General features: G+C 66.8%; 16 protein-coding genes. 7 read left to right on the forward strand and 9 right to left on the reverse strand.

Annotated features, from left to right (window positions below; translation table 11 throughout):
• Positions 1–11: 11 nt before the first annotated feature.
• The 6 genes from ACESMN_RS02880 to ACESMN_RS02905 form a co-directional block, all read right to left on the reverse strand.
• Positions 12–3,536: an ATP-binding protein gene (locus ACESMN_RS02880; protein ID WP_373052077.1), complete on the reverse strand. Its 3,525-nt coding sequence runs from the start codon at positions 3,534–3,536 to the stop codon at positions 12–14.
• Between the two features lies 1 nt (position 3,537).
• On the reverse strand, positions 3,538–4,815 hold the full coding sequence (locus ACESMN_RS02885) for an exonuclease SbcCD subunit D (RefSeq protein WP_373052078.1): 1,278 nt from the start codon (positions 4,813–4,815) through the stop codon (positions 3,538–3,540).
• 14 nt (positions 4,816–4,829) lie between these two features.
• Positions 4,830–7,184: an efflux RND transporter permease subunit gene (locus ACESMN_RS02890; protein ID WP_373052079.1), complete on the reverse strand. Its 2,355-nt coding sequence runs from the start codon at positions 7,182–7,184 to the stop codon at positions 4,830–4,832.
• Entirely contained in the window at positions 7,181–8,143 is a 963-nt protein-coding gene (locus ACESMN_RS02895) for a WD40/YVTN/BNR-like repeat-containing protein (RefSeq protein WP_373052080.1), read from the reverse strand. Before ACESMN_RS02895 ends, ACESMN_RS02890 begins: the two co-directional genes overlap by 4 nt.
• A gap of 105 nt (positions 8,144–8,248) precedes the next feature.
• Entirely contained in the window at positions 8,249–9,598 is a 1,350-nt protein-coding gene (locus tag ACESMN_RS02900) for a DUF1329 domain-containing protein (protein ID WP_373052081.1), read from the reverse strand.
• Between the two features lie 32 nt (positions 9,599–9,630).
• Positions 9,631–11,472 carry a DUF1302 domain-containing protein gene (locus tag ACESMN_RS02905; protein WP_373052082.1) on the reverse strand — a complete coding sequence of 614 codons (1,842 nt, stop codon included), beginning with the start codon at positions 11,470–11,472 and terminating at the stop codon, positions 9,631–9,633.
• A 428-nt stretch (positions 11,473–11,900) separates the two neighbouring features.
• On the opposite strand from ACESMN_RS02905, the gene ACESMN_RS02910 reads away from it, so the two are divergent.
• The gene (locus tag ACESMN_RS02910) at positions 11,901–12,251 is read left to right on the forward strand and encodes a hypothetical protein (RefSeq protein WP_373052083.1); all 351 of its coding nucleotides are present in this window, start codon (positions 11,901–11,903) and stop codon (positions 12,249–12,251) included.
• 78 nt (positions 12,252–12,329) lie between these two features.
• Here ACESMN_RS02910 and ACESMN_RS02915 read toward each other — a convergent pair whose 3' ends face one another.
• The 3 genes from ACESMN_RS02915 to ACESMN_RS02925 all read right to left on the reverse strand — a co-directional run bounded on the left by ACESMN_RS02915 (position 12,330) and on the right by ACESMN_RS02925 (position 13,792).
• Complete coding sequence (locus tag ACESMN_RS02915; protein WP_373052084.1) at positions 12,330–12,878, reverse strand: DUF2058 domain-containing protein; 549 nt, start codon at positions 12,876–12,878, stop codon at positions 12,330–12,332.
• Positions 12,879–12,920: 42 nt separating this feature from the next.
• Complete coding sequence (locus ACESMN_RS02920; protein ID WP_373052085.1) at positions 12,921–13,298, reverse strand: DUF423 domain-containing protein; 378 nt, start codon at positions 13,296–13,298, stop codon at positions 12,921–12,923.
• A 122-nt stretch (positions 13,299–13,420) separates the two neighbouring features.
• Complete coding sequence (locus ACESMN_RS02925) at positions 13,421–13,792, reverse strand: hypothetical protein (protein WP_373052086.1); 372 nt, start codon at positions 13,790–13,792, stop codon at positions 13,421–13,423.
• 540 nt (positions 13,793–14,332) lie between these two features.
• On the opposite strand from ACESMN_RS02925, the gene ACESMN_RS02930 reads away from it, so the two are divergent.
• From ACESMN_RS02930 to ACESMN_RS02955, 6 genes are all read left to right on the forward strand, one after another.
• Positions 14,333–15,331: a sodium-dependent bicarbonate transport family permease gene (locus ACESMN_RS02930; protein WP_373052087.1), complete on the forward strand. Its 999-nt coding sequence runs from the start codon at positions 14,333–14,335 to the stop codon at positions 15,329–15,331.
• Between the two features lie 96 nt (positions 15,332–15,427).
• Complete coding sequence (locus ACESMN_RS02935) at positions 15,428–15,742, forward strand: P-II family nitrogen regulator (protein ID WP_373052088.1); 315 nt, start codon at positions 15,428–15,430, stop codon at positions 15,740–15,742.
• A 155-nt stretch (positions 15,743–15,897) separates the two neighbouring features.
• On the forward strand, positions 15,898–16,800 hold the full coding sequence (locus tag ACESMN_RS02940; RefSeq protein ID WP_373052089.1) for a LysR family transcriptional regulator: 903 nt from the start codon (positions 15,898–15,900) through the stop codon (positions 16,798–16,800).
• 341 nt (positions 16,801–17,141) lie between these two features.
• Positions 17,142–18,272: a cyclopropane fatty acyl phospholipid synthase gene (gene cfa, locus ACESMN_RS02945; protein WP_373052090.1), complete on the forward strand. Its 1,131-nt coding sequence runs from the start codon at positions 17,142–17,144 to the stop codon at positions 18,270–18,272.
• A complete protein-coding gene (locus ACESMN_RS02950; RefSeq protein WP_373052091.1) occupies positions 18,269–19,606 on the forward strand; it encodes an FAD-dependent oxidoreductase in 1,338 nt (445 codons plus the stop codon). Before cfa ends, ACESMN_RS02950 begins: the two co-directional genes overlap by 4 nt.
• 298 nt (positions 19,607–19,904) lie before the next feature.
• Positions 19,905–20,771 carry a DUF2189 domain-containing protein gene (locus tag ACESMN_RS02955; protein WP_373052092.1) on the forward strand — a complete coding sequence of 289 codons (867 nt, stop codon included), beginning with the start codon at positions 19,905–19,907 and terminating at the stop codon, positions 20,769–20,771.
• Positions 20,772–21,008 lie beyond the last annotated feature (237 nt).

The raw sequence follows: 21,008 nt of genomic DNA on the forward strand, positions 1-21,008 counted from the left end.
CTGACGAGGCCTCAGGCGTCGGCCAGTAGCTGCACGTGCAGGCGCTCACCCAGCCGTTCGCGCGCGATCTCCACCAGATGGCGATGATGCGTGAAGAACAGCACCTGCGTTCGGGTGGCCAGCTGTCCCAGCACCTCGAAACCGGCCGCTGAACGCTCGTCGTCGAAGTTGACGAACAGATCGTCGGCGACGAAGGGCAACGCCGGCGAATGCTCGAGGTAGTCCTCGATCGAAGCGACGCGCAACGCGAGGTAGAGCTGGTCGGCCGTGCCGGTACTGAGGCCGGGCACCGGAACGCTTGCGCCGCCAGGCCGCACCCCGGTCAGCTGCGGCTGGTCCCGATCGTCATAGTCCACCCGGAGCGCCGAGAACGCGCCCCCGGTCAGGCTCGCGAAGATCTCCCCTGCGCGCCGCAGCATCGGCGCCTGCTTCTCTCGCCGAAAGCGATCAATCGCCCACTTCAGCAGTTGCGCGGCGGTGCGCGCGCGCACGTAGCGCTCCGCGGTCTCGCGCATCCCGGCAAGTGCCTCCTCACGGTCCGCCGCCACCCGGGCGGCGGCATCATCGCCGCCGATCGCCGCAAAGGCCTCGCGGGCCGACGCACGGTTCTCGACCGCCGCCTCCAGACGTGCGCGCAGATGCCGCAGTTCCTGCTCGATGGCCTGCTCCCGCGCCGCCGCCCGATCCACGTCTGCATCCGCGCACTCGCGCTCCAGCTCCGCCACGGGCAGGCCATCGCCCTCCTGTTCCAGCATTCGCACGATACTGTCCAGTTCGCCGCGCAGCCGCCTGGCCCGGGTCGCCCGCTCGATGGCGGCGCGCAGATCCCCGGTGGAATCGACCCCGGCGGCCTCCATCAATCGCGTCAGGGTTGCCTGCGCCTGGCGCTGCTGGTCGCTGGTCGCGGCCATCTCCTCTTCCAGCCTGCGGACCTGCTCTGCCCGGTCCTGCTGGCGCTTGCGGGTCTCCCGTGCCGCCTCGAGCCGCCCCTCGATCTCCACCACGGCCTCCTCCGGGCCGTGCTCCGCGAGTTCCGGGGCCACCTCTTCGACGAACGCGCGGACCAGCCGCGTGAAGGCCTCGATGTCACCCTGGATCTTCTCGATCCGGTCGTGCCGCAGATTCCGGATCTGGGCGGCCAGGCTCTGCAACGCCTCGACGGTGTCCAGCTGTCGCGCGATCTCCGCGGCATCCGCGTCCGCGCGAAGACCGAGGTCGCCGATTGCGTTTTCCCAGCGCTGCTGCCAGCCGTCACGGGCCGCCTCCGCACGCTCGGCTTCACGCCGGCGTCGCTCCACCTCGTCATCGGCCGCGCGCAGGTCCTCCTCCGCACGCAGCCGCTCGCCCTCGGCCTGTTCCAGCGCGTGCAACAGATCGACGCCTCGCTGCAGCAGCACCGGCAGCGGCTGCGCCTCCGTCTCCTGCGCACGGCCGTGGCGCCTGAACTCGCCGATCAGGCCGTCGCGCGCTCGTTGTTCCTCCTTCTGCAGCGCAGCGAGACGCACGGCCGCCTCGTCCCGTGACCGGAGCAGCTGCAGCACCTCGTCCCTGGACTCCAGCCAGGCGAGCATCGCATCGGGCGCCAGGGGCTCCAGCCGCGCCGGCGCCCAGAGGGCGCGCCATTCGCGGCGCAGCTCTGCGCCCTCCCCCGCCAGTGTCTCCAGCCGCCGCGACACGGCAGCCACAGCTTCCCGCTGCATTTCGACGGCGTCGGCAAGCTGGGTCAGGCGTCCCACGGTCTCGGCACGCTCGAACCGCCGGTCCGCGATCGCATCCGCCTTCAGCAGCGCGGAGCGAAAGTGCCCGGCGAGATCGTCGGGCACGTCCGCGAACCGCGCCTGATCCTGCGCCGGCAGCGTCTCCCCCCGGATATGACGGCGTTCCACCAGCTCCCAGATCCGGTCGCGGTCTCGTCTCGCCTCCGCGAGTTCCTCTCCGGAAAGCTCCGCGCCGTCGCGCGATGCCCGCTCCAGCGTCCGGCGCAGCCGGAGAAACTCCTCTTCGGCATCCTGCATCTGGCGGCGCAGATCGCGGTCGCGCTGTTCCCACTCGAGGAGGAGATCGCGCATCCGCTGCACCTCGGCCCGCGCGGGTACCGGCAGGTCGACCAGATCTTCCGGACGTCCCACTGCCGGCCGCATCCGCGTATGCAGACCTTCGGCGCCGAGCCGGGCCTGCTCCCGCTCCCCGGACGCCGTCTGCATCCTGCCAACCAGGTCACCCTGACCACGTACCGTGGCCACCCGTGCGGCCAGCCCGCCGCGGTCCGGAGGGGCCGGGGCGGATTCGAGACGGGCCAGGACCCGCCGCCGGCGTTCTTCCGCTTCACGCAGTGACTCCCGGGCGACGGCAAGGCCCGAGGTGATCTCCCCGCGTTCGGCCAGCAGGGATCTCGCGAGCCCGAGCTTCACCCGGGACGGCAGGGCCGCGATCACCGCATCCGGCTTGCCGGCCGACCAGCCCAGATCCGTCGCCAATGCCAGCAACCGGGATTCGGCCGCAGCCAGTTCCGCCTGGCGCTTTGGCAGATCCCCGCGCGCACGGCGCATCTCGATGCGCCGTTCGTGCAGCAGGCGGACCTCGTCGCCACGCAGCAGCAACGCGGCATCGGCGTTCAGTCCCTTCAGTTCCTCCCGAGTCTCGCGAATCCTGTCCGCCAGCGTCTGGATGCGGGTCGACGCCTCCAGCGCACGGGCCTCCGCCTCGAGCCGCTGTTCCTCGGCGTCCTCGGGGATCACCATCGGCCGCCCCATCGCCGCGAGCTCACGGGCCAGCTCCGCCTTTCTGCGGACGTCGCGGTGGACGCGCCGGATCCGGGCCAGGCGCCGGCCCTCGGCCTGCACGCGCACGTACTCTTCCTCGAGTTCCGCGTGCGTCTCCTCCGCAGCCGCAACCGCGGCCCGTCGCTCCTCCCACTGCGTCGCCGTGACCGTCTGCTCGCGCAGCTCCCGGTCCGCCGCCTCCAGCCGGTCGGCCGCACGGGTATACAGCCGCTTCGAGGCCCGGCGCGGTCCCCAGAGCCCGTCGGCCTCCTGCTCCAGGGCCGTCAGGCGCTGGCGCAGGTCGGCAATCCCGGCACCGGCCGCGAACAGCATCCGGCCGATCTCGTCGCGCGCATCGAGAATCTCCCGTCCGCCCTGCTCCAGGCGCCGGTGGTCGAGGCTGAACATGCGTTCGAAGAAGGGGCGATCGGCCCCGGCAAGGAACGGATGCAGCACGGACTCGCCACCCGGCAACGGCAGCTCGTCGGGGCCCAGCACAGTGTCCCGGGTGCCCTTGCGGCGCAGGAAGCACAGCGTGTCCGTGCCCGATTCGAGGACCGCGCCGAGGCGCATCTCCCGGTACTCGTGCAGGAAGTTGAAGTCCGACTGCATGGGGATTCCGAACAGCAGATCCTCGATCGCCGCCAGCGCGGTGGACTTGCCAGCCTCGTTCGGCCCGAAGACCAGATGCAGGTCTCCGGCACCCGACGGGAAGTCGATCGACCGCCCGGTGAAGTGGCCGTAACGCAGCAGATCGAGGCGGCGCAGCCGCATCTCAGTCGATCTCCGCGGTCAGCCGCGCCAGCAGGTGGGGCAGTACCGCTGCGATCAGCGCGCGCTGATCACCGCCGAGGGCCACACCGAGAATCGAGTCTCCCTCGATCCCGGCGCGCACCGCGTGGGGCAGCCGTTGCAGCATCTGCCCGGGATCCTCGCCGAGCCGCTCGAGCAGTTCCGGAGCCGCATGCGCCTCCTGGAGCATGCGCTGCAGCTCACCGAGCGCATCACCGCGCACCGGCTGATCGGCGGATCCGGCCCCGGGACGGGTGGCCACCACCACGCGCTCCACCCATGCGGCATCGACGCCCAGTCCGGCCGCGATCGACCGCGCCTCCGCGAGCAGATGGTCCTCGGCCGCGACAAGCTGCCCATGCCTTGCGCTGCGGCCCCGCAACTCGACCCTGCAGGCCAGCAGGCGCCCGTCGGACTCCCGCTCCACGGCCTGCTCCAGGGCCGCGCGGATCCGGCTGACGGCGCCCGCCACCTCGGTGTCCGCGTCCATCTGTACCGGCACGCGGCTCCAGCGGACCACATCGACCGGGACCGCCGCCAGGTCGCTCAGGCGGCCATCCGTCACGGTGACCAGGACCGCTCCCTTGGGTCCGGTCTCGCGGATATGGCGACCCTGCAGGTTGCCGGGGAAGACCACGAAGGGATGTTCGTGGAGGACCTGGAACTGATGCACGTGACCGAGCGCCCAGTAGTCGTAGCCCCGGGCCAGAAGGTCCTCCAGGGCGCACGGCGCATAGTTCTCGTGGCCACCCATCCCGCCGAGCCCGGTGTGCAGCACGCCGATGTTGAGGTCGCAGTCCACCGGGTCGGGATACCCCGGCACGAGGTTCTCGCGGGTGTCGCGGTGCCGGAAACTCCGGCCGTGCAGGGCGACGCCGAGTTCATCCAGCACGAAGGTGTCGGGTGCGCGCGCCCCGAACACCCGCACATTCGCGGGCAGCGACAGCCGGCGCGTGATCTGGCTCTCCGCGTCGTGATTGCCGTGCAGCAGGAATACCGGGATGCCGGCCTCGTTCAGGCGGCCCATCTGTGCCGCGAAGAACAGACCGGTGCGGTAATCACGCCAGTCGCCGTCATAGAGATCGCCGGCAACGACCACGAAGGCGACCTCCTCGGCAAGCGCCAGCGTGACGAGCTGCTCGAAGGCCTCCCGGGTCGCGCCCCGGATCCGTTCGGCGGCGCTCCCCTCCTGCCCCGAGAGGCCCCGAAGGGGGCTGTCGAGGTGGATGTCCGCCGCATGCAGGAACTGGAAGGTGGCCATCGGGATCTCCCTGCTCAGACCGTCCCGTCGTCCAGCGGGTCCGGAGGCGCCGGCCGTTCGCGCAACAGCACGCTGGCAAGGGCCGGCAGCAGCACCAGCGCGGCCAGCATGTTGACCAGGAACATGAAGGCCATCAGCAGGCCCATGTCCGCCTGGAACTTCAGTTCCGAAAGCATCCAGGTGCCCACGCCCACGCTCATCGTCGCCGCGGTGAACATCACCGCGGTTCCGCGCTGGCGCAGGGCCTGGAAGAAGGCCTGTGGCAGATCGTCTCCGTGGCTGAAGCGATGGGACATGCGCTCGTAGAGGTAGATGCCGTAATCCACGCCGATCCCGACCGCGATCGCGAGCACCGGCAGGGTGGAGACCTTCAGGCCGATGTCGAGCAGCGCCATCAGCGCACTGCACATCACCGCGACGATGGACAACGGCAGCACGATGCACAGGGTCGCGCGCCAGGAGCGGAATTCCGCGAAGAACAGCAGGCCGATCGCCCCGAAGACCAGCAGCAGCATGGTCACCGCGGCCGCGTCCACCGCCTCGTTGGTCGCGGCCATCACCCCCACGTTACCGGACGCCAGCAGCAAATCCAGCCGGTCGGACGGGTTCTCGTCGCGAAAGCGCTTCACCTCGTCGACCACATGGGCGATCGTTGCCCCATCGTGGTCCCGGGTAAAGATCAGGATCTGCATCGCGCTACAGTCCGTATTCAGCAGGCCGGTCGCGGTATCGACCGGTGTCACCGCCTGGGCGAGGATCAGGGGGTTGCGCGAAAGCGCACGCCAGCGCGGGTCGCCCTCGTTCCAGCCCGCGGAGATCACCTTCGCCACCCCAGGGAGCCCGACCACGCTCTGCACCCCGTATACCCCGCGCATCGTGACCTCGAAGCGATCGAGGGTATCCATGATCTCGAAATCGGTGCAGGCCCCGTCCACGCCGCGACTCTGGGCGATCACGGACAGGATGTCGACACCGATGGAGAAGGACTCGACGATGGCGGCCGAATCCAGATTGTAGCGCGAGTCCGCGCGCAGCTCCGGGATGCCGGTGCCGACATCCCCGGTGCGCAGATCCCGCGACTGCCAGGTGGCGGCGATCAGCACCACCGCCGTGACCGCCAGCACGATCCGGGCCGGGCCGGGCTCGGCAAGCCGCCGGAGCCGCTTCCAGATCCAGTCACCGGCATGCTCCCGGACCCGCGCCCGCTCGATCTCGCGGGGCGACAGCCGCACCCAGGAGAGCAGCAGGGTCAGCAGCAGCATGTTGGTGATCAGCATCAACGCGACCCCCAATCCGGCGGTCAGCGCCAGTTCACGCACCATGTCGATCTCTATGCGCATGATCACCAGGAAGCCCACCGCGGTCGTGGTCAGCGCCATCGCACCCGGCAGGAACAGCCTGCGGAAGGCGCTGTGCGCGGCCTCCATCGGGGTTGCGCCGCCAATGACCGCGGTGCGCCAGGCGTGGGTCATCTGCACCGCATGGCTCACGCCGATCGCGAAGATCAGAAACGGTACCAGGATGGACATCGGGTCGATTCCGAACCCGATCAGCGGCAGCAGGCCGAGCAGCCAGACGACCGGGATCAGCGCCGCCACCAGGGTCAGCAGCGCGAGGCGGATCGAGCTCGAGTACCAGTACAGCAGCAGTGCGGTGATCGCGAAGGACAGTCCGAAGAACACGACCACCCCGCGCGCGCCTTCGGTGATGTCGCCCACCGCCTTCGCGAATCCGATGATGTGTATGTCGAGCTCTTCCCGCTCATGGCGCTCGCGGATCGCCTCCAGCCGCTCAGCCACATCGAGGTAATCCAGTCGCTCGCCGGTGGAGGGGTCAACCTCGAGCAACTCCGCCGTCACCATCGCCCCGGAGTGATCGTTCGCCACCAGGCGTCCGAGCTGTCCGGACTTCAGCACGTTCTCGCGCACCGCCTCGAGTTCCTCCGGCGTACCCTGGAACCCGGCCGGGATCACGTCGCCACCGGCAAAGCCCTCCTCGACCACCTCGATGAAGCGCACGTTCGGGGTGAACAGGGAGGTGACCGTCGCGCGGTCGACACCGGGGATGAAGAAGACCGCGTCCGTGACCTCCCTCAGGGTGTCGAAGAACTCCGGGTTGTAGATCTCGCCCTGCTGCTGGCGCAGCGCCACAAGGATCCGGTTGGCCCCGCCGAAGGTGTCGCGGTAGGCGACGAAGGTCTGCATGTATTCGTGTTCCAGCGGGATCATCTTCTCGAAACCCGCGTCGACCCGCAGATGGGTGGCCGAGTACCCGAGCGCGATGGTCAGCAGCACGAAGAGGGCCAGGAACAGCCGCCGGTACCCGAACAGCAGCTGCCCCAGGACCTCGATCGCACGCCGCAGGGTCACCATCCGGAACCGCCGAGCTGTTCACGGGGGATGGACAAGACCCCCTCGTCCCCGAACAGCAGCACCTCGGCCGGGCCGGACTCGACCACGGCACTGAAGGTCCGGCTGGTGTCGAGATCGAGCGGCGCAAGGCCGCGCTCGAGGCCGCGCCCGTGGAGCACGAGCCCGTTCTGACCCACCAGCAACAGGCTGCCGTCCGCCAGGACACGTCCTCCGAAGATCGACAGGTCGGTCCCGGTCTCCACATAGTGCCAGCTCCCCCCGGCATCCGGAGAGTGGAAGGCGTGCCCCCGCATCCCGTAGACCAACACCCCTCCGCCCGGCAGTTCCAGCGCGCCGAAGAAGGAACCCGCATACGGCGACTCCAGCGCATGCCAGCGCTCGCCACCGTCGTTGGAGCGCATCAACGTCCCCGCCTCGCCGGCCAGCAGCAGACTCCCCCCGGACCGGGCAATCGCACCCAGATGAAAGTCGGTGCCATCGGGATGGCGCTGCTCCCAGCTGAGACCGCCGTCGCCGGTCGCCAGAAAGCGACCGTACGCACCCACCGCGTATCCGTGCCCGTCCGGATCGAAACGCACGGCCAGCAGCGGCTCCTCGGCCTCCGGTTCCGCGAACACCGTGCGCCAGTGCTCGCCGCCGTCATCGCTCAACAGGATCACGCTGTCGTGACCGACCGCGACCAGCCGTTCGGGATTCACGGCAGCCACAGCGGTCAGTGTCGCCGCGCTGTCGGAGACGGCGCTGCGCCACTGGAGCCCGCCGTCATCCGACAGGAAGATGCGGCCCCGCTCCCCGACGGCGATCAGCCGCGGTCCCGCCGCCACTGCATCGAGCATCAGCAGGTGCCGGATTTCCACCCGGGTGTCCGGCATGGGCGGGTCAGGTCGCTCCGAGAACGCGAACGCGACGGCCATCAATACGAACAGCGGGAAGATCAGGCCGATGATCCGGTTCACGAGGGTACTCCGGGCGCCGCGGCGGACTTCACCGTGCGCCTGCAGGAAATCGCGGAGCCGGTCACGGCCCGGCTCATCGGGTGGCGCACGGACCCGCCGCGTGGATCAGCGTCTGCCGGCTCCCCGCAGGCCCGCGGGCGTGAAGTGAGCGGGTCGCGGATCGGTCAGCCGGTAGACCTGCGACTCGTCGTTGCGCAGGCCCATCGCGATGTACCGGCCCGACTGCAGGTCGTAATGGACCTCGAGCGCGGGATACTGCATCGGGATGTCGTAGAAGTTGATGTTGTGCTGCTCCGCGACGCGCCACAGCTGATCGCGGTTGTCGTACTTGTCCACCGCGAGCACCATCCACGAGTCCTCGTCCAGGTAAAAGGTCCGGCGCTTGTACAGGTGACTGGTGCCCTCCTTCAGCGTTGCGTCCACCACCCAGACGCGGTGCAGCTCGTAGCGCGCGTGATCGGGGTTGATGTGCCCGGCCTCGAGGACATCGTCCATGCTGATGGTGTCGCCGACCAGCTCGTAGGAATTGTAGGGCACGTAGATCTCGCGCTTGCCGACCAGTTCCCAGTCGTAGCGGTCGATCGCGCCGTTGTACATCACGAAGTCATCGTTGGTACGCAGGCCGTCGGACGCCGTGCCCGGGTTGTCATATTCCACCTGCGGCGCCAGGCGCACGCGCCGCTGGCCGGGGTTGTAGGTCCACGCCTGGCGCTCGTCGAGATATTCGTGTACCAGCAGGATCTGGCCGGCAAGGCGGGCCGGGGCCGTCACCGACTGCATGAAGTTGGCGATCTTGTCCGGCTCGATCTCGTCCTCCGACTTGGTGAGGCTGCCGTAGTGGAAGTCGTACTCGTAGTCGAAACGCACCGGGGTGTAGCTTCCGGTCCGGGTCACCGCCGCCTGGCTCCAGTTCATCACGTAGGACTCTCCGCGATACCGGACCAGGTGGTTCCAGATCGCCTCCGCGCCGCTCTGCGGGATGGGGAACGGGATACCGCCGGAGGTGCCCTCGAAGGTGAGCCCGTCCGGCGCGAGGGTCGCCCGCGTCGCATTGGCCATGGTCTGTTCATAGTGCCCTTCCGGGAATGCCGCGCTCCGCCGGGTGGGGTACACGTTCATCGCCCAGGTCGGATAGGTCTCGAGCATCGCGATCTGGCCGGCGGTCAGATTCTCCCGGTATTCATCCAGGTTCGACGCGTCGATCGTGACCAGGATCTCGTCGCCGGCAAAGGGATCCGCATAATGACCTCCCGGCTCGTGTTCCCCCGGGGGGCTGGACAGGCCGCCGTCCCAGGCGGGAATGGTCCCCGCCTCGTTCCCGGCCCGCTCGGCCCCCATCGGGGTCAGGTCCTGTCCCAGACGGGCGGCCTCGGCCTCGGATACCTCGGCGTGGACGGGCGCGGCGATCACGGCCAGCGCCAGCGCCGACGCCAGCATGGTCATCTTGATTTGCATGATTCTCCTGGCTCCTCGATGCCTGTCGTCGCTCAGAACGAGTAGCTGACGCTGATCGCGAGGAAGTCGCGATCCTTGAGGGGGTTGGTGTGACTGGAATAGTCCTGCGGCTGTCCGAAGGGGTTCGGAACCGGATCGGTGCCACTGATCCGCTCGCCCCCGAAGAAGGACGTGTAAGAGATGTCGGCCGTGAAGTTCTGAAGATAGTTGACGCCGAGACCCAGCGTCAGCGCCTTCGCATCCTCGTTGAAGGTCGGACTGCGGCCGCTGACATCGTGGCTGAACACCAGTCTCGGCGACAGGGTCGCACCGCCGATGGCGTTCGGATAATCCATGCGGCCAACCAGTCGGTAGCCCCACGAATCACGGCTCGCATAGCCGTTGTCCTGGAACGCGCCGAAGGAGGTGGTCCGATCCGAGTCCTCCGCCGGCAGAAACACCCCGGGTGCGTTGAAGGGCACGTCCGGCGGGAGATCCAGCCGCGTGTAACCGACCTCGCCCAGTGCGATGAACTGCTGGGCACCGAAGGTGGGCCCGAAGGCCTTTGTCGCGGAGAGCTGGACCTGCTGTGCGGTGACCCGCTGGTAGCCCTTGATCTCGCCATCGGCGCCGATGTTTTCCGCCGGGATCTGGTTGCCCTGGCCCAACGCCGCCAGCAGTAGCTCGGGCGCGGCGATCTGGACTGGCTGATTCGGCCGATAGGAGTACTCGCCCTGCAAGGCGATGCCCCAGGGGCCCGGCGTGTTGAAACTCAGGCCCCACAGCCGGATGCCCTCGGGATACTCCGCGAAGTATCGCGCCTGCGGGACCCCCGGGGGGGCGGGAACGAACCCTCCCGCCCCGTCCGGCAGCACCACGGTCTCCTGTCCCTGTTCAAAGACCGTTGGAGCGCCCGCGATACCCGACGCGAAGGGAGTCCGGCTGTGGTAGCGGACGAAGTAGAGGCCGAATTCCGTGAAATTCAGCTGGTCGGCGAAGTACCGGACGGCCACCCCGTATTGCCCGCTGTCCGAAGGCTCCCGGTCCGTCGCCCTGGGCGCTCCGACCGCGCTGAACGGAGCATTGGCCTCCGGTGAGCTCAGATCGTTCGTGCGCCCGAACCCGATGAAGACCTGTTCCCCGCCCGGGCTCAGGAAGTCGTTGCTGCTGAAGAACGTGCCTTCCGGGTCGATCCGCGTCTCCTCCCACTCGAGCATCCAGACGCCCTCCACCGAAAGGCGATCGGTGAGGTCATGGCCCGCCCAGAGCATGTTCAGCGGCATCAGGCCCTCGCGCAGTTCCGAACCGGGTATGCGCAGGCGGCTGACGTCGATCGGGTTCAGCACGTTGATGCCGTTCTGTATGAAGGTGCTCTCGCCCCAGTTCACCACCTGCCGCCCGAGACGGGCACCGAGCCAGCGTTCGCCCACGTCGAAATCGCCGCGGACGTAGGCATCGAGGACTTCGAAGTCGCGGCCGGCCTGGTCCCGGGCCGCCGAGCTGAGCCCGTCCTTGCCCATCACCGCCTCGTCGTAGAAATAGGTGGCCCGGACGAAGGCGCCGTAATTGCGGTAGTTCAGGTCCAGATCGTGCGTCACCTGCGCGGCCAGGGACACCGCTTCCCCGCGATCCCAGTTCAGGTTGGCGTTATCCTCGTTGACCGAGCGTGCGGTGCCCCCGTTTGCGATCCCGATCAGCGCGTCGTCGGGCTTCTCCATGCGCCAGCGGGCACCCAGCGAAACGGTCGTGTCGAAGCTCCCCCGGACTTGTCCGCCCTCACTGCTGATTTCGAAACCGTGTACCGGCGCACCCGTGCCCAGAGCCATGGCCACTCCGGCGGCCAAGGCGCCCGCACGGCCACGCCGCGCACCGCAACCACGCTGTTTCCGCGACATGCAGATCCCCCTGTCTGGTGATGCCGGATTTCGCCCGGCGAATGATTCTTCGCATTCATGCCAGCAATCTTCTTTGGCTCCTCCGATGGAGCACCCCCATTCCCCTGCCGATGCCTCCAGTGCGCAGCCGTCCCGACCAGTACCGGCTGCGATGGGCCCCGGATTCACTGCTTCAGGCGTCCGGTTCAAACGGCTGCTTGAAGCATAGGAGATCCCCTGTCCGGGTCAACATGTCTTGGGCGATTCAACGAGGCATGGTGTGCACGGATACCGCATATACAGATCCAACGATTTATTCAAAAATGTAATTCCATCGTCTAATCTACTTATCGCTATATATCTTTCAGAAAAAGCCGCTGCGGAACACGCAAGAGGTATCCCGCTGGGCTCCTGAGGTAACAGAGCCCGTGGGAAAAAGAGGGGGAGCGATGAACAGGACCGAAGACGACTGCATCTGGGTTCGTGCAGAGGCATGGCTGATCTCCAGGAGCGGGACCATGCTCAAGGTGGAGACCCGCAAGATCTGCCGTCGCGGGGTCTTCCTGGAGGCCTCCTGGCCCGCGGAATACCAGGCCGTCGAGGTCATCTTCCCGGACCCCGCGGCGCGCGATCGCGGCCACCGTCTGGCGGGGTCTGTCACCGAACGCTGGGCGGATGGCATCTGGGTGGAGTTCCAACGGACGCTGCGCTCGCCGAGCGAGATGCTGATGCGTTCCGGCATCACGGAATCCGGCTATCCAGCCTTGCCGCCAGAACCCTCGGTCTGGGCAAGCTGGTAAGCTGCGGGGACCGTCGCTTCACCGACGCCGCCAGGCATCCGGAACATCGATCGACGGAACCCTCAGAAACACCGCCGGCTACCAGTGCAGGTCGTCCGGGATCGGAAAGTCCGCATAGGGATCGTCCTCTGCAGGCGCATTCGCGGGGGGCTCGTCGGGCTTTTGCACCACCGCTGCAGGATCGCGCTCGCGTATGCGCTCGGCGATCGCGGCGGGCACCAGCGCGAATGCCGGGTCAATGGCCACCACTGCCAGGGTGCCCGCCGCCAGCTGGCTGCGCAGGGATGGATCGATCCAGAGCGAGTGAACCTTGTTCTTCCAGACGAAATTGTAGCGGAGCTCAGGGTCCCGGGGTAGCGGAACTGCGTGCTGCTCCGCCAGTTGCCGGATCTCGGCGCGCAACGCGCGTTCCGCCTGCTCCCGCCTGCGGCGCTCGTTCAGCTCGCGGTCCTTCTCGAGCTTCTCCCGGCGTGCGGCCTCGATCGCCGAGGCCCGGTCCAGGTCTTCCCTGGCCGGCCCGTGCTGCCCCTTCTTGCGCTTCCGTCGCTTGTCCAGCTCGGCCTCCTTGGCCTGCTTCCGGCTGGCAATCCCCGCCTTGAGCAACTGATCCTTGAGTGAGCCCGCCATGCGCCTGTCCGGGTGTTCCGCTGAGTGAGGGGTTCGATCGTATCACGCACGTCCGACGGCGGCCGCAACCGCGAGGGTGGCCCAGCCAACGATGAAGAGCGTGCCGCCGATCGGGGCAATAGCTCCGAGCACGCGCGGCGCGCCGAGCGCGAGGGCATACAGGCTGCCGGAGAACAGCAGCACGCCGAGGGCCATCGCAATGACCGAGGCGAGTCCCCAGCCCGGCTGCAGACGCTCCCAGAGCGCGGCCACGAGGAGGAGGCCCAGCGCGTGCACGAACTGGTACTGCACCGCGGTCTGCCAGATGGCCATGGCGCGCTCCGAGAGCCGAGCCTCCAGCCCATGGGCACCGAAGGCCCCGGAGCCGACGGCCAGTGCCGCCAGCACGGAACCGAGTACGATCACTGCGCCTGCTGCCATGGTCGTGATGCCTCCGGGGTAGTGATGCCGAAGCGGCCCTCCGGCGCGAGGGCGATGGTAACACGGGGATCGGCGGCCCAGTCCGATGGAGCGTCAGCAACGGCAGCCCATGGCCGAGGCATTCAGACGCCCTGGAAGGTAAACGCCAAGCCGGTGCTCAGACCTGCCAGCAGGCCGATTCCATTCCTGAGCGCCAGCATGATGAAGAAGGAGACGGATTCGGTATCTCGCCGATACCAGCGGCGCCGACCGCGCACGCGGCCCTCGTTCAGTGCAATAACAATCCAGAGCAGGAAAGAGGCGGCCAGCAGGTAACCGAAATGCATCCCGACCAGCCTCCGCACCGCCGGGTCCTCGCTGTCATGGAAAAGCAGCGGCCCTGCAAAGGCGACCACCAGCAGCAACAGCGCGATCCAGTGCTCGCGCCGCCACGCCGGCCGGCGCGCCCGATCCAGCGCCGTCTCGAACTCTCGTTTCCTGTCTGCATCCCGCATGAAGAAGCCTCGCGCAAAGTCTTGCAGCCGACCTTCATGCCACACACAGCCACCCCGGACGACGAAGGCGCCGTCCCCCGCCGATCCCCGGTGACCTGCCCCATTTCCGGCCCCGTCATCCAAGGATCGCCCCTCGCGAGCATTGGCTTCAAGCCCACCCGTGCCGGACGGCCAGCCAATGGCCTGCCGGGCCCTGCGCGTGACAGCACCGGCCTGACCTCGCGGGAACAGGGGGCGGAACCACGGTTGAGGCGACAGACCGTGAGTGCAGAGCCTGTCGCCGCGCTAAGGAAGTGCTGATCAAGCCGTCATCGCGAGGAGCACAGCGATGCGGCGATCCATAAGCTCCTGATCCGGCGAGCTCCGCCTGGATGGCCGCGCTGCGCTCGCAATGACGATCCTTTTGTTCAGCGCTTCCTCAAGGAGTCATAACCTTTAAGTTATGATTAATAGAATTAAAAATAATTATCATTATTGAAATGGCATGGATACCCTGACTTCCGAGTTTCGATTCATGATCTTCGGAATGGAGGGTGAACCGTGGAGGCACTACCTGAGTTGGCCAACCGCTTCCTGATGCAGTTTCAGTCGCCCACGCTGGCGTTCCTGATTGGAGGCATCGTGATCGCAGCGCTCGGTTCGCGCCTCGCGATCTCGGAGTCCATTTACAAGTTCATCGTGTTCATGCTGCTGCTGCGGGTCGGACTCGAGGGCGGGATGTCGATCCGTGAAGCGAACCTGGCCGAAATGCTGTTGCCCGCCCTGTTCGCGGTGGTGATCGGCATCGGAATCGTCCTGCTTGCACGCGTCTCGCTGGCCATGTTGCCGGCCGTGCGCACCGAGGACGGTATTGCAACCGGCGGGCTCTTCGGAGCCGTCAGTGGATCAACACTGGCGGCCGCGATCGTGGTGATGGAAAGCGAGGGGCTCGAATACGAGCAATGGGCACCCGCCCTGTATCCCTTTATGGACATTCCGGCCCTGGTGATGGCCATCGTGCTGGCCAATCTGTACCTGAAGCGCGAAGACGGCGCGACGGACAAGGTGCGTATCTGGCCGATCGTCAAGGAAAGCCTGCAGGGGTCGGCGTTGTCTGCCCTGTTACTGGGGATCGCGCTGGGATTGCTTACGCGGCCCGAACCCGTCTTCGAAAGCTTCTATGACCCGCTGTTCCGTGGCCTGCTTTCCATCCTGATGCTGATCATGGGCATGGAGGCCTACAGCCGCATCCAGGAGCTGCGCCGTGTGGCGCACTGGTTCGCGGTGTATGCCGCCGTCGCCCCGATCATGCACGGGCTGATCGCCTTCGGCTTCGGCTATATCGCGCATGTCCTAACGGGATTCAGTCCCGGCGGGGTGGTGATCCTGGCGGTCATTGCCGGATCCAGCTCCGACATCTCGGGACCGCCCACGCTGCGGGCGGGGATCCCGCGGGCGAATCCGTCGGCGTATGTCGGTGCCTCGACGAGTGTCGGCACACCGATCGCGATAGCAATCGGGATACCGCTGTATATCGCGCTTGCGGAGGCCGTATTCTGAGAATGGCTCGCGGTCCATGGGCACCCGTATAGCGAGCCGGTGCGGGTAGGCTGCCCAGGGTGAATCCATAACACGATCGGCAGGAGTGAATTTGTCATGACACAACAGGCCACTCGTTTGGTGATTGTTACGGAGAAGGTCCTCGCAAAGGCCATCGGCGCCATTATCGAGAGCCACGATGCCGGTGGATACACATTGATTGCGGCGGGCGGGGCGGGAAGCCACAACACGCGTTCATCCGGGGAACCGTCGGTCCTTGACCATTTCGGGAACATCAAGATCGAGGTGATAACGGCGAACCCCGATCTTGCGATCAAGATCGCGGATGCCGTTTCCAGCCGCTACGCGGCGGACTATGCCTGCATCATCTACATGGACTCGGTCGAGGTCCTTTATGCGCATCGCCTCTGAGTCGGGGCCGGGAGTCGTGCGCATTCGCGCCGCCCTCGGTGCGCGGGTGCGCAATGAATGCCCTCCGGATCATGGCCAATGGCATACAGCACCAAAGGAGTCGTTATGATCGAAGACCAGATCAAGACCTTTCTTGAGGGTTGATGATGCCCGGCATGCGCGTGACCCTGCGCCAGCTCCAGGTCTTCGAGGCAGTGGCACGCCTCGGCAGCTTCTCCCGCGCCGCCGAGGAGATTCATGTCACCCAGCCCGCAGTCTCCAAGCAGATCCGCCAGCTCCAGCAGGAGGTGGGCCTGCCGCTGCTGGAGCAGATTGGCAGGCAGGTGTGCCTGACCGACGCCGGTCGCGAGCTCCTGGCAACCTGCTCCGACTGGTTGGACACGTGGAACCGTTTCGAGCAATCCATCGCGGACCTGAAGGGACTCAAGCAGGGTCGCCTGCGCATCGCCGTGGTGACCACCGCCAAGTACTTCATGCCCCGGGTGCTCGGACCCTTCTGTGACCGGTATCCGGGCATCGAAGTGGCCCTGGAGGTGATCAACCGCAACCGTCTGCTCGAGCGACTGGGGCACAACGCGGATGACCTCTACGTCATGGGGGTGCCTCCGGAAGGCTGGGAGATCGAGAGTCAGCCGTTGCTCGAGAACAACCTGGTGGTGGTCGCCCCCCGGACCCACCGGTTTGTGGGACGTCGCCGGATCCCGTTCACGCAGCTGGCGGATGAAACCTTCATCGCACGGGAGGAGGGTTCCGGTACCCGCATAACGGTGGAAAGGGTGTTCGCGGAGAAAGGGATACACTTCAAGGTTCGCATGGAACTCGGCAGCAACGAGGCCATCAAGCAGGCGATTGCAGGCGGGCTTGGGCTTGCGGTGCTGTCGCAGAACACGCTGGGAGATCCGGCAGCCGAGGAACTCGCGGTTCTCGACGTCACGGGTTTTCCGGTGCGGCGATCCTGGTACCTCGTCTGGCCGCGGGGCAAGCAGCTTTCGGTGGTGGCGGCGACATTCGTCGACTTCCTGCACCGGCACGTCGCGCTGCTGAAACCGCGGGCTTGAGCGTCATCCCGAGCGCATTTGCCAGCTTCGCCCGCGCCGAGTTAAGCCCACATGGCCGCCATCATCGGACGGATGCAGGGCGACGGTCGAAATGTCACCGGGTCCTCTGTTGTGGCAGAATTTGCAACGAGCGCATTCGGGGAGTCTGATGGGCGATGCGGAAGGTTCGGTACCAGATCGCTTCGCCAGAAGCGGCGGCGCTGCGTTGGGCAAGTTTGAAATAGGCCCACTATTCCTGCCCTTGCCCTCCTTGCTCCGGCCCTTCTGGCTGCGCTCCATAGTCACCGAACCTTCCGCATGGCCCACCAGGCTGCCATCCGCCTCCTGCAGGGAGCACGAGCATGTCAGCAAGATCGCAAGTCACGGAAATATTGCGCAGCGGCGGCATCGAGATCGGCGGCGACCGGCCCTGGGATGTGCGGGTCCACGACGAGCGCCTGTATCAGCGCATTCTTGCCGAGGGCTCGCTCGGCGCCGGCGAGGCCTATATGGACGGCTGGTGGGACGCCGAGCGGCTGGACGAGTTGTTCTTCCGGATGCTCCAGGCCAGGCTGGACCGCAGGATCCGCACGCCGGCAGTCCTCGGCCCGGCGCTACTGAGCCGGCTGGGCAACGCACAGAGTCGCAGGCGCTCGCGGCGGGTCGCGGAGCAGCACTACGACCTTTCCAACCGGCTCTACGAGGCCATGCTCGGGCCGACCATGCAGTACACCTGCGCCTATTACGGCCCCGACGGATCCGACGCGACGCTGGACGAGGCGCAGCGTGCGAAGCTGGCCCTGATCGCGCGCAAGCTGCACCTGGAGCCGGGCATGCGTGTGCTCGAGCTGGGTGGCGGATTCGGCGAACTGGCCCGGTTTCTGGCCGCCGAGCACGGATGCGAAGTGGTCAGCTATAACATCAGCAGCCAGCAGGTGGAGTACGCCAGAGGGCTCTGCGAAGGCCTGCCGGTCGACGTTCGGCAGCAGGACTACCGCGAGGCCGCCAATGAATCCCGGCAATACGACCGCATCGTCAGCATCGGCCTGATGGAACACGTCGGGCCAAAGAACTATCGCGCCTTCTTCGAACTGGCCCGGGCCCGCCTGAAGGCCGGCGGCCTGGCGCTGGTCCACACCATTGGCGGCAATACCAGCCGTATCGACACCGACCGCTGGATCGCGAAATACATCTTCCCCGGCGGCGTGATCCCGTCCGCGTCGCAGCTCACCCGGGCCAAGGAAGGCCTGTTCGTGCTCGAGGACTGGCACAACTTCGGCCCGGACTACGACCGCACACTAATCGCCTGGCACGACAATTTCGCCGCCGCCTGGGAGGAACTGAAGCAGAGCGAGGGGCTGGACGAACGCTTCCGCCGGATGTGGCGCTATTACCTGCTGAGTTCCGCCGGCGCCTTTCGGGCCCGCCACCTGAATCTCTGGCAGCTGGTGCTCAGCCAGGGCGATATCCCGCGCTACGCGCCCGTTCGATGACCGGAGCCGCCTGGAACGCCCACCATGCCCGGGTGGAAACGATGGCCGCGGCGCTGGCCGGGTCCAACGGGCCGGTGCGCCTTCGAAAGCCCACCAGCAACCTGTTCCGGCCGCGCGAGGATGCCCTTCGGACCGAGATCGACGTGGCTTCGCTCAATCACGTCATCGAGATCGACGTGGAGGCCGGCGCCGCCGAGGTCGAGGGCATGACGACCTATGCCGACCTGGTCGACGCGACCCTGCCGCACGGCCTGGCGCCGGCCATCGTGCCCGAACTCAAGAGCATCACCGTCGGCGGCGCGACCACCGGGATCGGTATCGAGTCGGGCGCGTTCCGCTATGGCCTGGTGCACGACACGGTGCAGGAGCTCGACGTGCTGGTCGCCGACGGCCGCGTGTTGACCTGTTCGCGCGAGCGGCGCCCGGAACTCTTCTACGGCTTTCCGAACTCCTACGGCAGCGTCGGTTACGCCACACGGGTGCGCCTCGGTTTGATTCCGGTGCAGCCCTATGTCCGGCTCCAGCACACATCCTTTCGCGATCCGGAGAAACTCTTCGCCGCCATCGGCGAGGAATGCGCGCAGCCGACCTGCGCCTATCTCGACGGCGTGTACTTCGCCCCCGGCGAGTTCGTGCTGACGCGCGCGCACTTCGTCGAATCGCTGCCACCGGGCACCGAGGCCAGCGACTACACCTGGATGCGCCAGTACTGGCAGAGCCTGCGCGAGCGACGCGAGGATTATCTGACCATCCACGACTACCTCTGGCGCTGGGACACCGACTGGTTCTGGTGCAGCAGGAATGTCGGCGCCCATCTCAAGCCGGTGCGGCTGCTTCTCGGGCGCAAGCGCCTGTCGAGCGTCACCTACCAGAAGATCATGCGCTCGAGCCGCCGCTGGCCGCTGAATCTGCTCCAGTCGATTCGCCCACGCACCGAGTCGGTCATCCAGGACGTCGACATCCCGATCGCCAACGCCGCGGCATTTCTGGAGGATTTCGAGGCGGAAATCGGCATCCGGCCGGTGTGGATCTGCCCGTTCGTCGTTCCCGAAGGCCGGTTCTCGTTGTTCCAATTGCGCACCGACACCCCGTACATCAACTTCGGTTTCTGGGACCTGGTCCGCTCCAGCGAGCCCGACGGCCACTACAACGCCCGGGTCGAGGACCTGGTCGCGAAACACGGCGGCAAGAAAAGCCTGTACTCGCGCAGCACCTACGACGAGACCACATTCTGGCAGCACTACGACCGACAAGCCTACGAGGCCCTCAAACGCGAGTGCGACCCCGAAGGGCGCTTTCCGGGCCTCTATGAAAAGGCGGTGCGACGGGGCTGAGGCCGGTTTTCCGCCCGGCGGAACATGCTCGTGCCGGCCCGGCCTGGGCCCCGTTTCCGGCCCGTATCCCTGTCCACTGATCGGGGCTCGCAACTCGGAGCCGGAGGAAGCTTTCGGTAGCCGCAGGCTATTCCCTGCTTGGGTGCTCCAGCGCCGACGAGGCAACCGCCTGAAGGACCAGGCCGGGCCGTTCTCGCAATCGGTCACGATTGCGAGGAGATAGCAGGAAAGTTGGCTATACATCTGGTAGGTTGGTGGTTCGCAATATTTCACGAGCGCCGAGGCGCCAGGGGATCTCATGGCAGACAATCCGTTAGGGCCCCGTTATCCGGGGGACTTGGAGGAAATCCAGACAGGCCAGGAGCTGGACGCGGAAACCCCATCCGTCCGCGACATCTCCCCTGGGGACCCCTTGCAGTGGCTGGTCGCCGGCTGGGGGGATATCTGGCGGGCACCGGTTTCCCTGCTGCACGGTCTGGTTGTGACGGCCGTCGGATGGGTCATACTTTGGTTCACCTGGGACCAGATGTGGTTGGCGATCGCGGCGATATCCGGGTTCCTGCTGGTCGGGCCGGCCCTCGCCGTCGGTGTCAATGAGCTCGCCCGTCGGCTGGAGCATGGAGATCGGGAGAAGCTGGGGATCGGACAATGCCTCGGCGCGGTGCCGACGCTCGGTGCAGCGCTATGGGTATTCGCTGCATTGCTTGCGGGACTCTTCGTAGTGTGGGCGGGGTTCATGACGCTCTGGATCGGCGTGATGAACGTAGGGAACCTGGGAATCCCCGCGAACCTGGGCGAACTGGTCGGTGTCCTGATCGCTGGCCCGCGGGGCATCTTCTCCCTGATCGGCCTCGTTGTAGCCGGCGCCGTATTGGCCATCGTCTCCTTTGCCGTTGGCGTAGTCACCGTGCCCGCGATGCTGGACCGCGGCGCGAGCTTGATCGATGCCATCAGGATCAGCGCGAAGGCGTTCAACCACAATCGCGGCCCGATGATGATCTGGGGCGGGTTGATTACTCTCCTGTTTGGCCTCTCGGTCCTGACCGCCCTGATCGGTCTCATCGTCGTTTTTCCCTGGCTCGGGTTCGCGATGTGGCGTGGGTACCGCGCTCTGGTCGAACCGGAAGCGGGTGACGTCGGGGAGGCCGAACGCGCACCAGCGTGAGTGCCTGCAGGTCGCGCTCCGCGAGCGCTCCCGGCCCTGAGCGGATGCCCGGTCTGCAGGGGTGAGGTTGGCTGTCTGTACCCGACCCTGAACGGCGGGTCAGCGGCAGAGGACGAAGGTACAGTTGGGGATGAGCCGCGTTGTTCGGTTTGGTGGAGGGCGTCAGCGCCGCCCAGCGCGAACGGTGGCTGGGCCGGGCTCGGACGCTGGGAAAACAGGGGCTGTAAGCAGTTTCCC

Source organism: Thioalkalivibrio sp., from assembly GCF_041690275.1.
In the GTDB taxonomy this organism is placed as follows: Bacteria; Pseudomonadota; Gammaproteobacteria; order Ectothiorhodospirales; family Ectothiorhodospiraceae; genus Thioalkalivibrio.

Excerpts from the sequence above, each read along its gene's own strand:
- ACESMN_RS02880 (WP_373052077.1), bottom strand. The coding sequence starts at position 3,536 with ATGCGGCTGCGCCGCCTCGATCTGCTGCGTTACGGCCACTTCACCGGG.
- ACESMN_RS02885 (WP_373052078.1), bottom strand. The coding sequence starts at position 4,815 with ATGGCCACCTTCCAGTTCCTGCATGCGGCGGACATCCACCTCGACAGC.
- ACESMN_RS02900 (WP_373052081.1), bottom strand. The coding sequence starts at position 9,598 with ATGCAAATCAAGATGACCATGCTGGCGTCGGCGCTGGCGCTGGCCGTG.
- ACESMN_RS02905 (WP_373052082.1), bottom strand. The coding sequence starts at position 11,472 with ATGTCGCGGAAACAGCGTGGTTGCGGTGCGCGGCGTGGCCGTGCGGGC.
- ACESMN_RS02910 (WP_373052083.1), top strand. The coding sequence starts at position 11,901 with ATGAACAGGACCGAAGACGACTGCATCTGGGTTCGTGCAGAGGCATGG.
- ACESMN_RS02915 (WP_373052084.1), bottom strand. The coding sequence starts at position 12,878 with ATGGCGGGCTCACTCAAGGATCAGTTGCTCAAGGCGGGGATTGCCAGC.
- ACESMN_RS02920 (WP_373052085.1), bottom strand. The coding sequence starts at position 13,298 with ATGGCAGCAGGCGCAGTGATCGTACTCGGTTCCGTGCTGGCGGCACTG.
- ACESMN_RS02925 (WP_373052086.1), bottom strand. The coding sequence starts at position 13,792 with ATGCGGGATGCAGACAGGAAACGAGAGTTCGAGACGGCGCTGGATCGG.
- ACESMN_RS02935 (WP_373052088.1), top strand. The coding sequence starts at position 15,428 with ATGACACAACAGGCCACTCGTTTGGTGATTGTTACGGAGAAGGTCCTC.
- ACESMN_RS02940 (WP_373052089.1), top strand. The coding sequence starts at position 15,898 with ATGCGCGTGACCCTGCGCCAGCTCCAGGTCTTCGAGGCAGTGGCACGC.
- cfa (WP_373052090.1), top strand. The coding sequence starts at position 17,142 with ATGTCAGCAAGATCGCAAGTCACGGAAATATTGCGCAGCGGCGGCATC.
- ACESMN_RS02950 (WP_373052091.1), top strand. The coding sequence starts at position 18,269 with ATGACCGGAGCCGCCTGGAACGCCCACCATGCCCGGGTGGAAACGATG.
- ACESMN_RS02955 (WP_373052092.1), top strand. The coding sequence starts at position 19,905 with ATGGCAGACAATCCGTTAGGGCCCCGTTATCCGGGGGACTTGGAGGAA.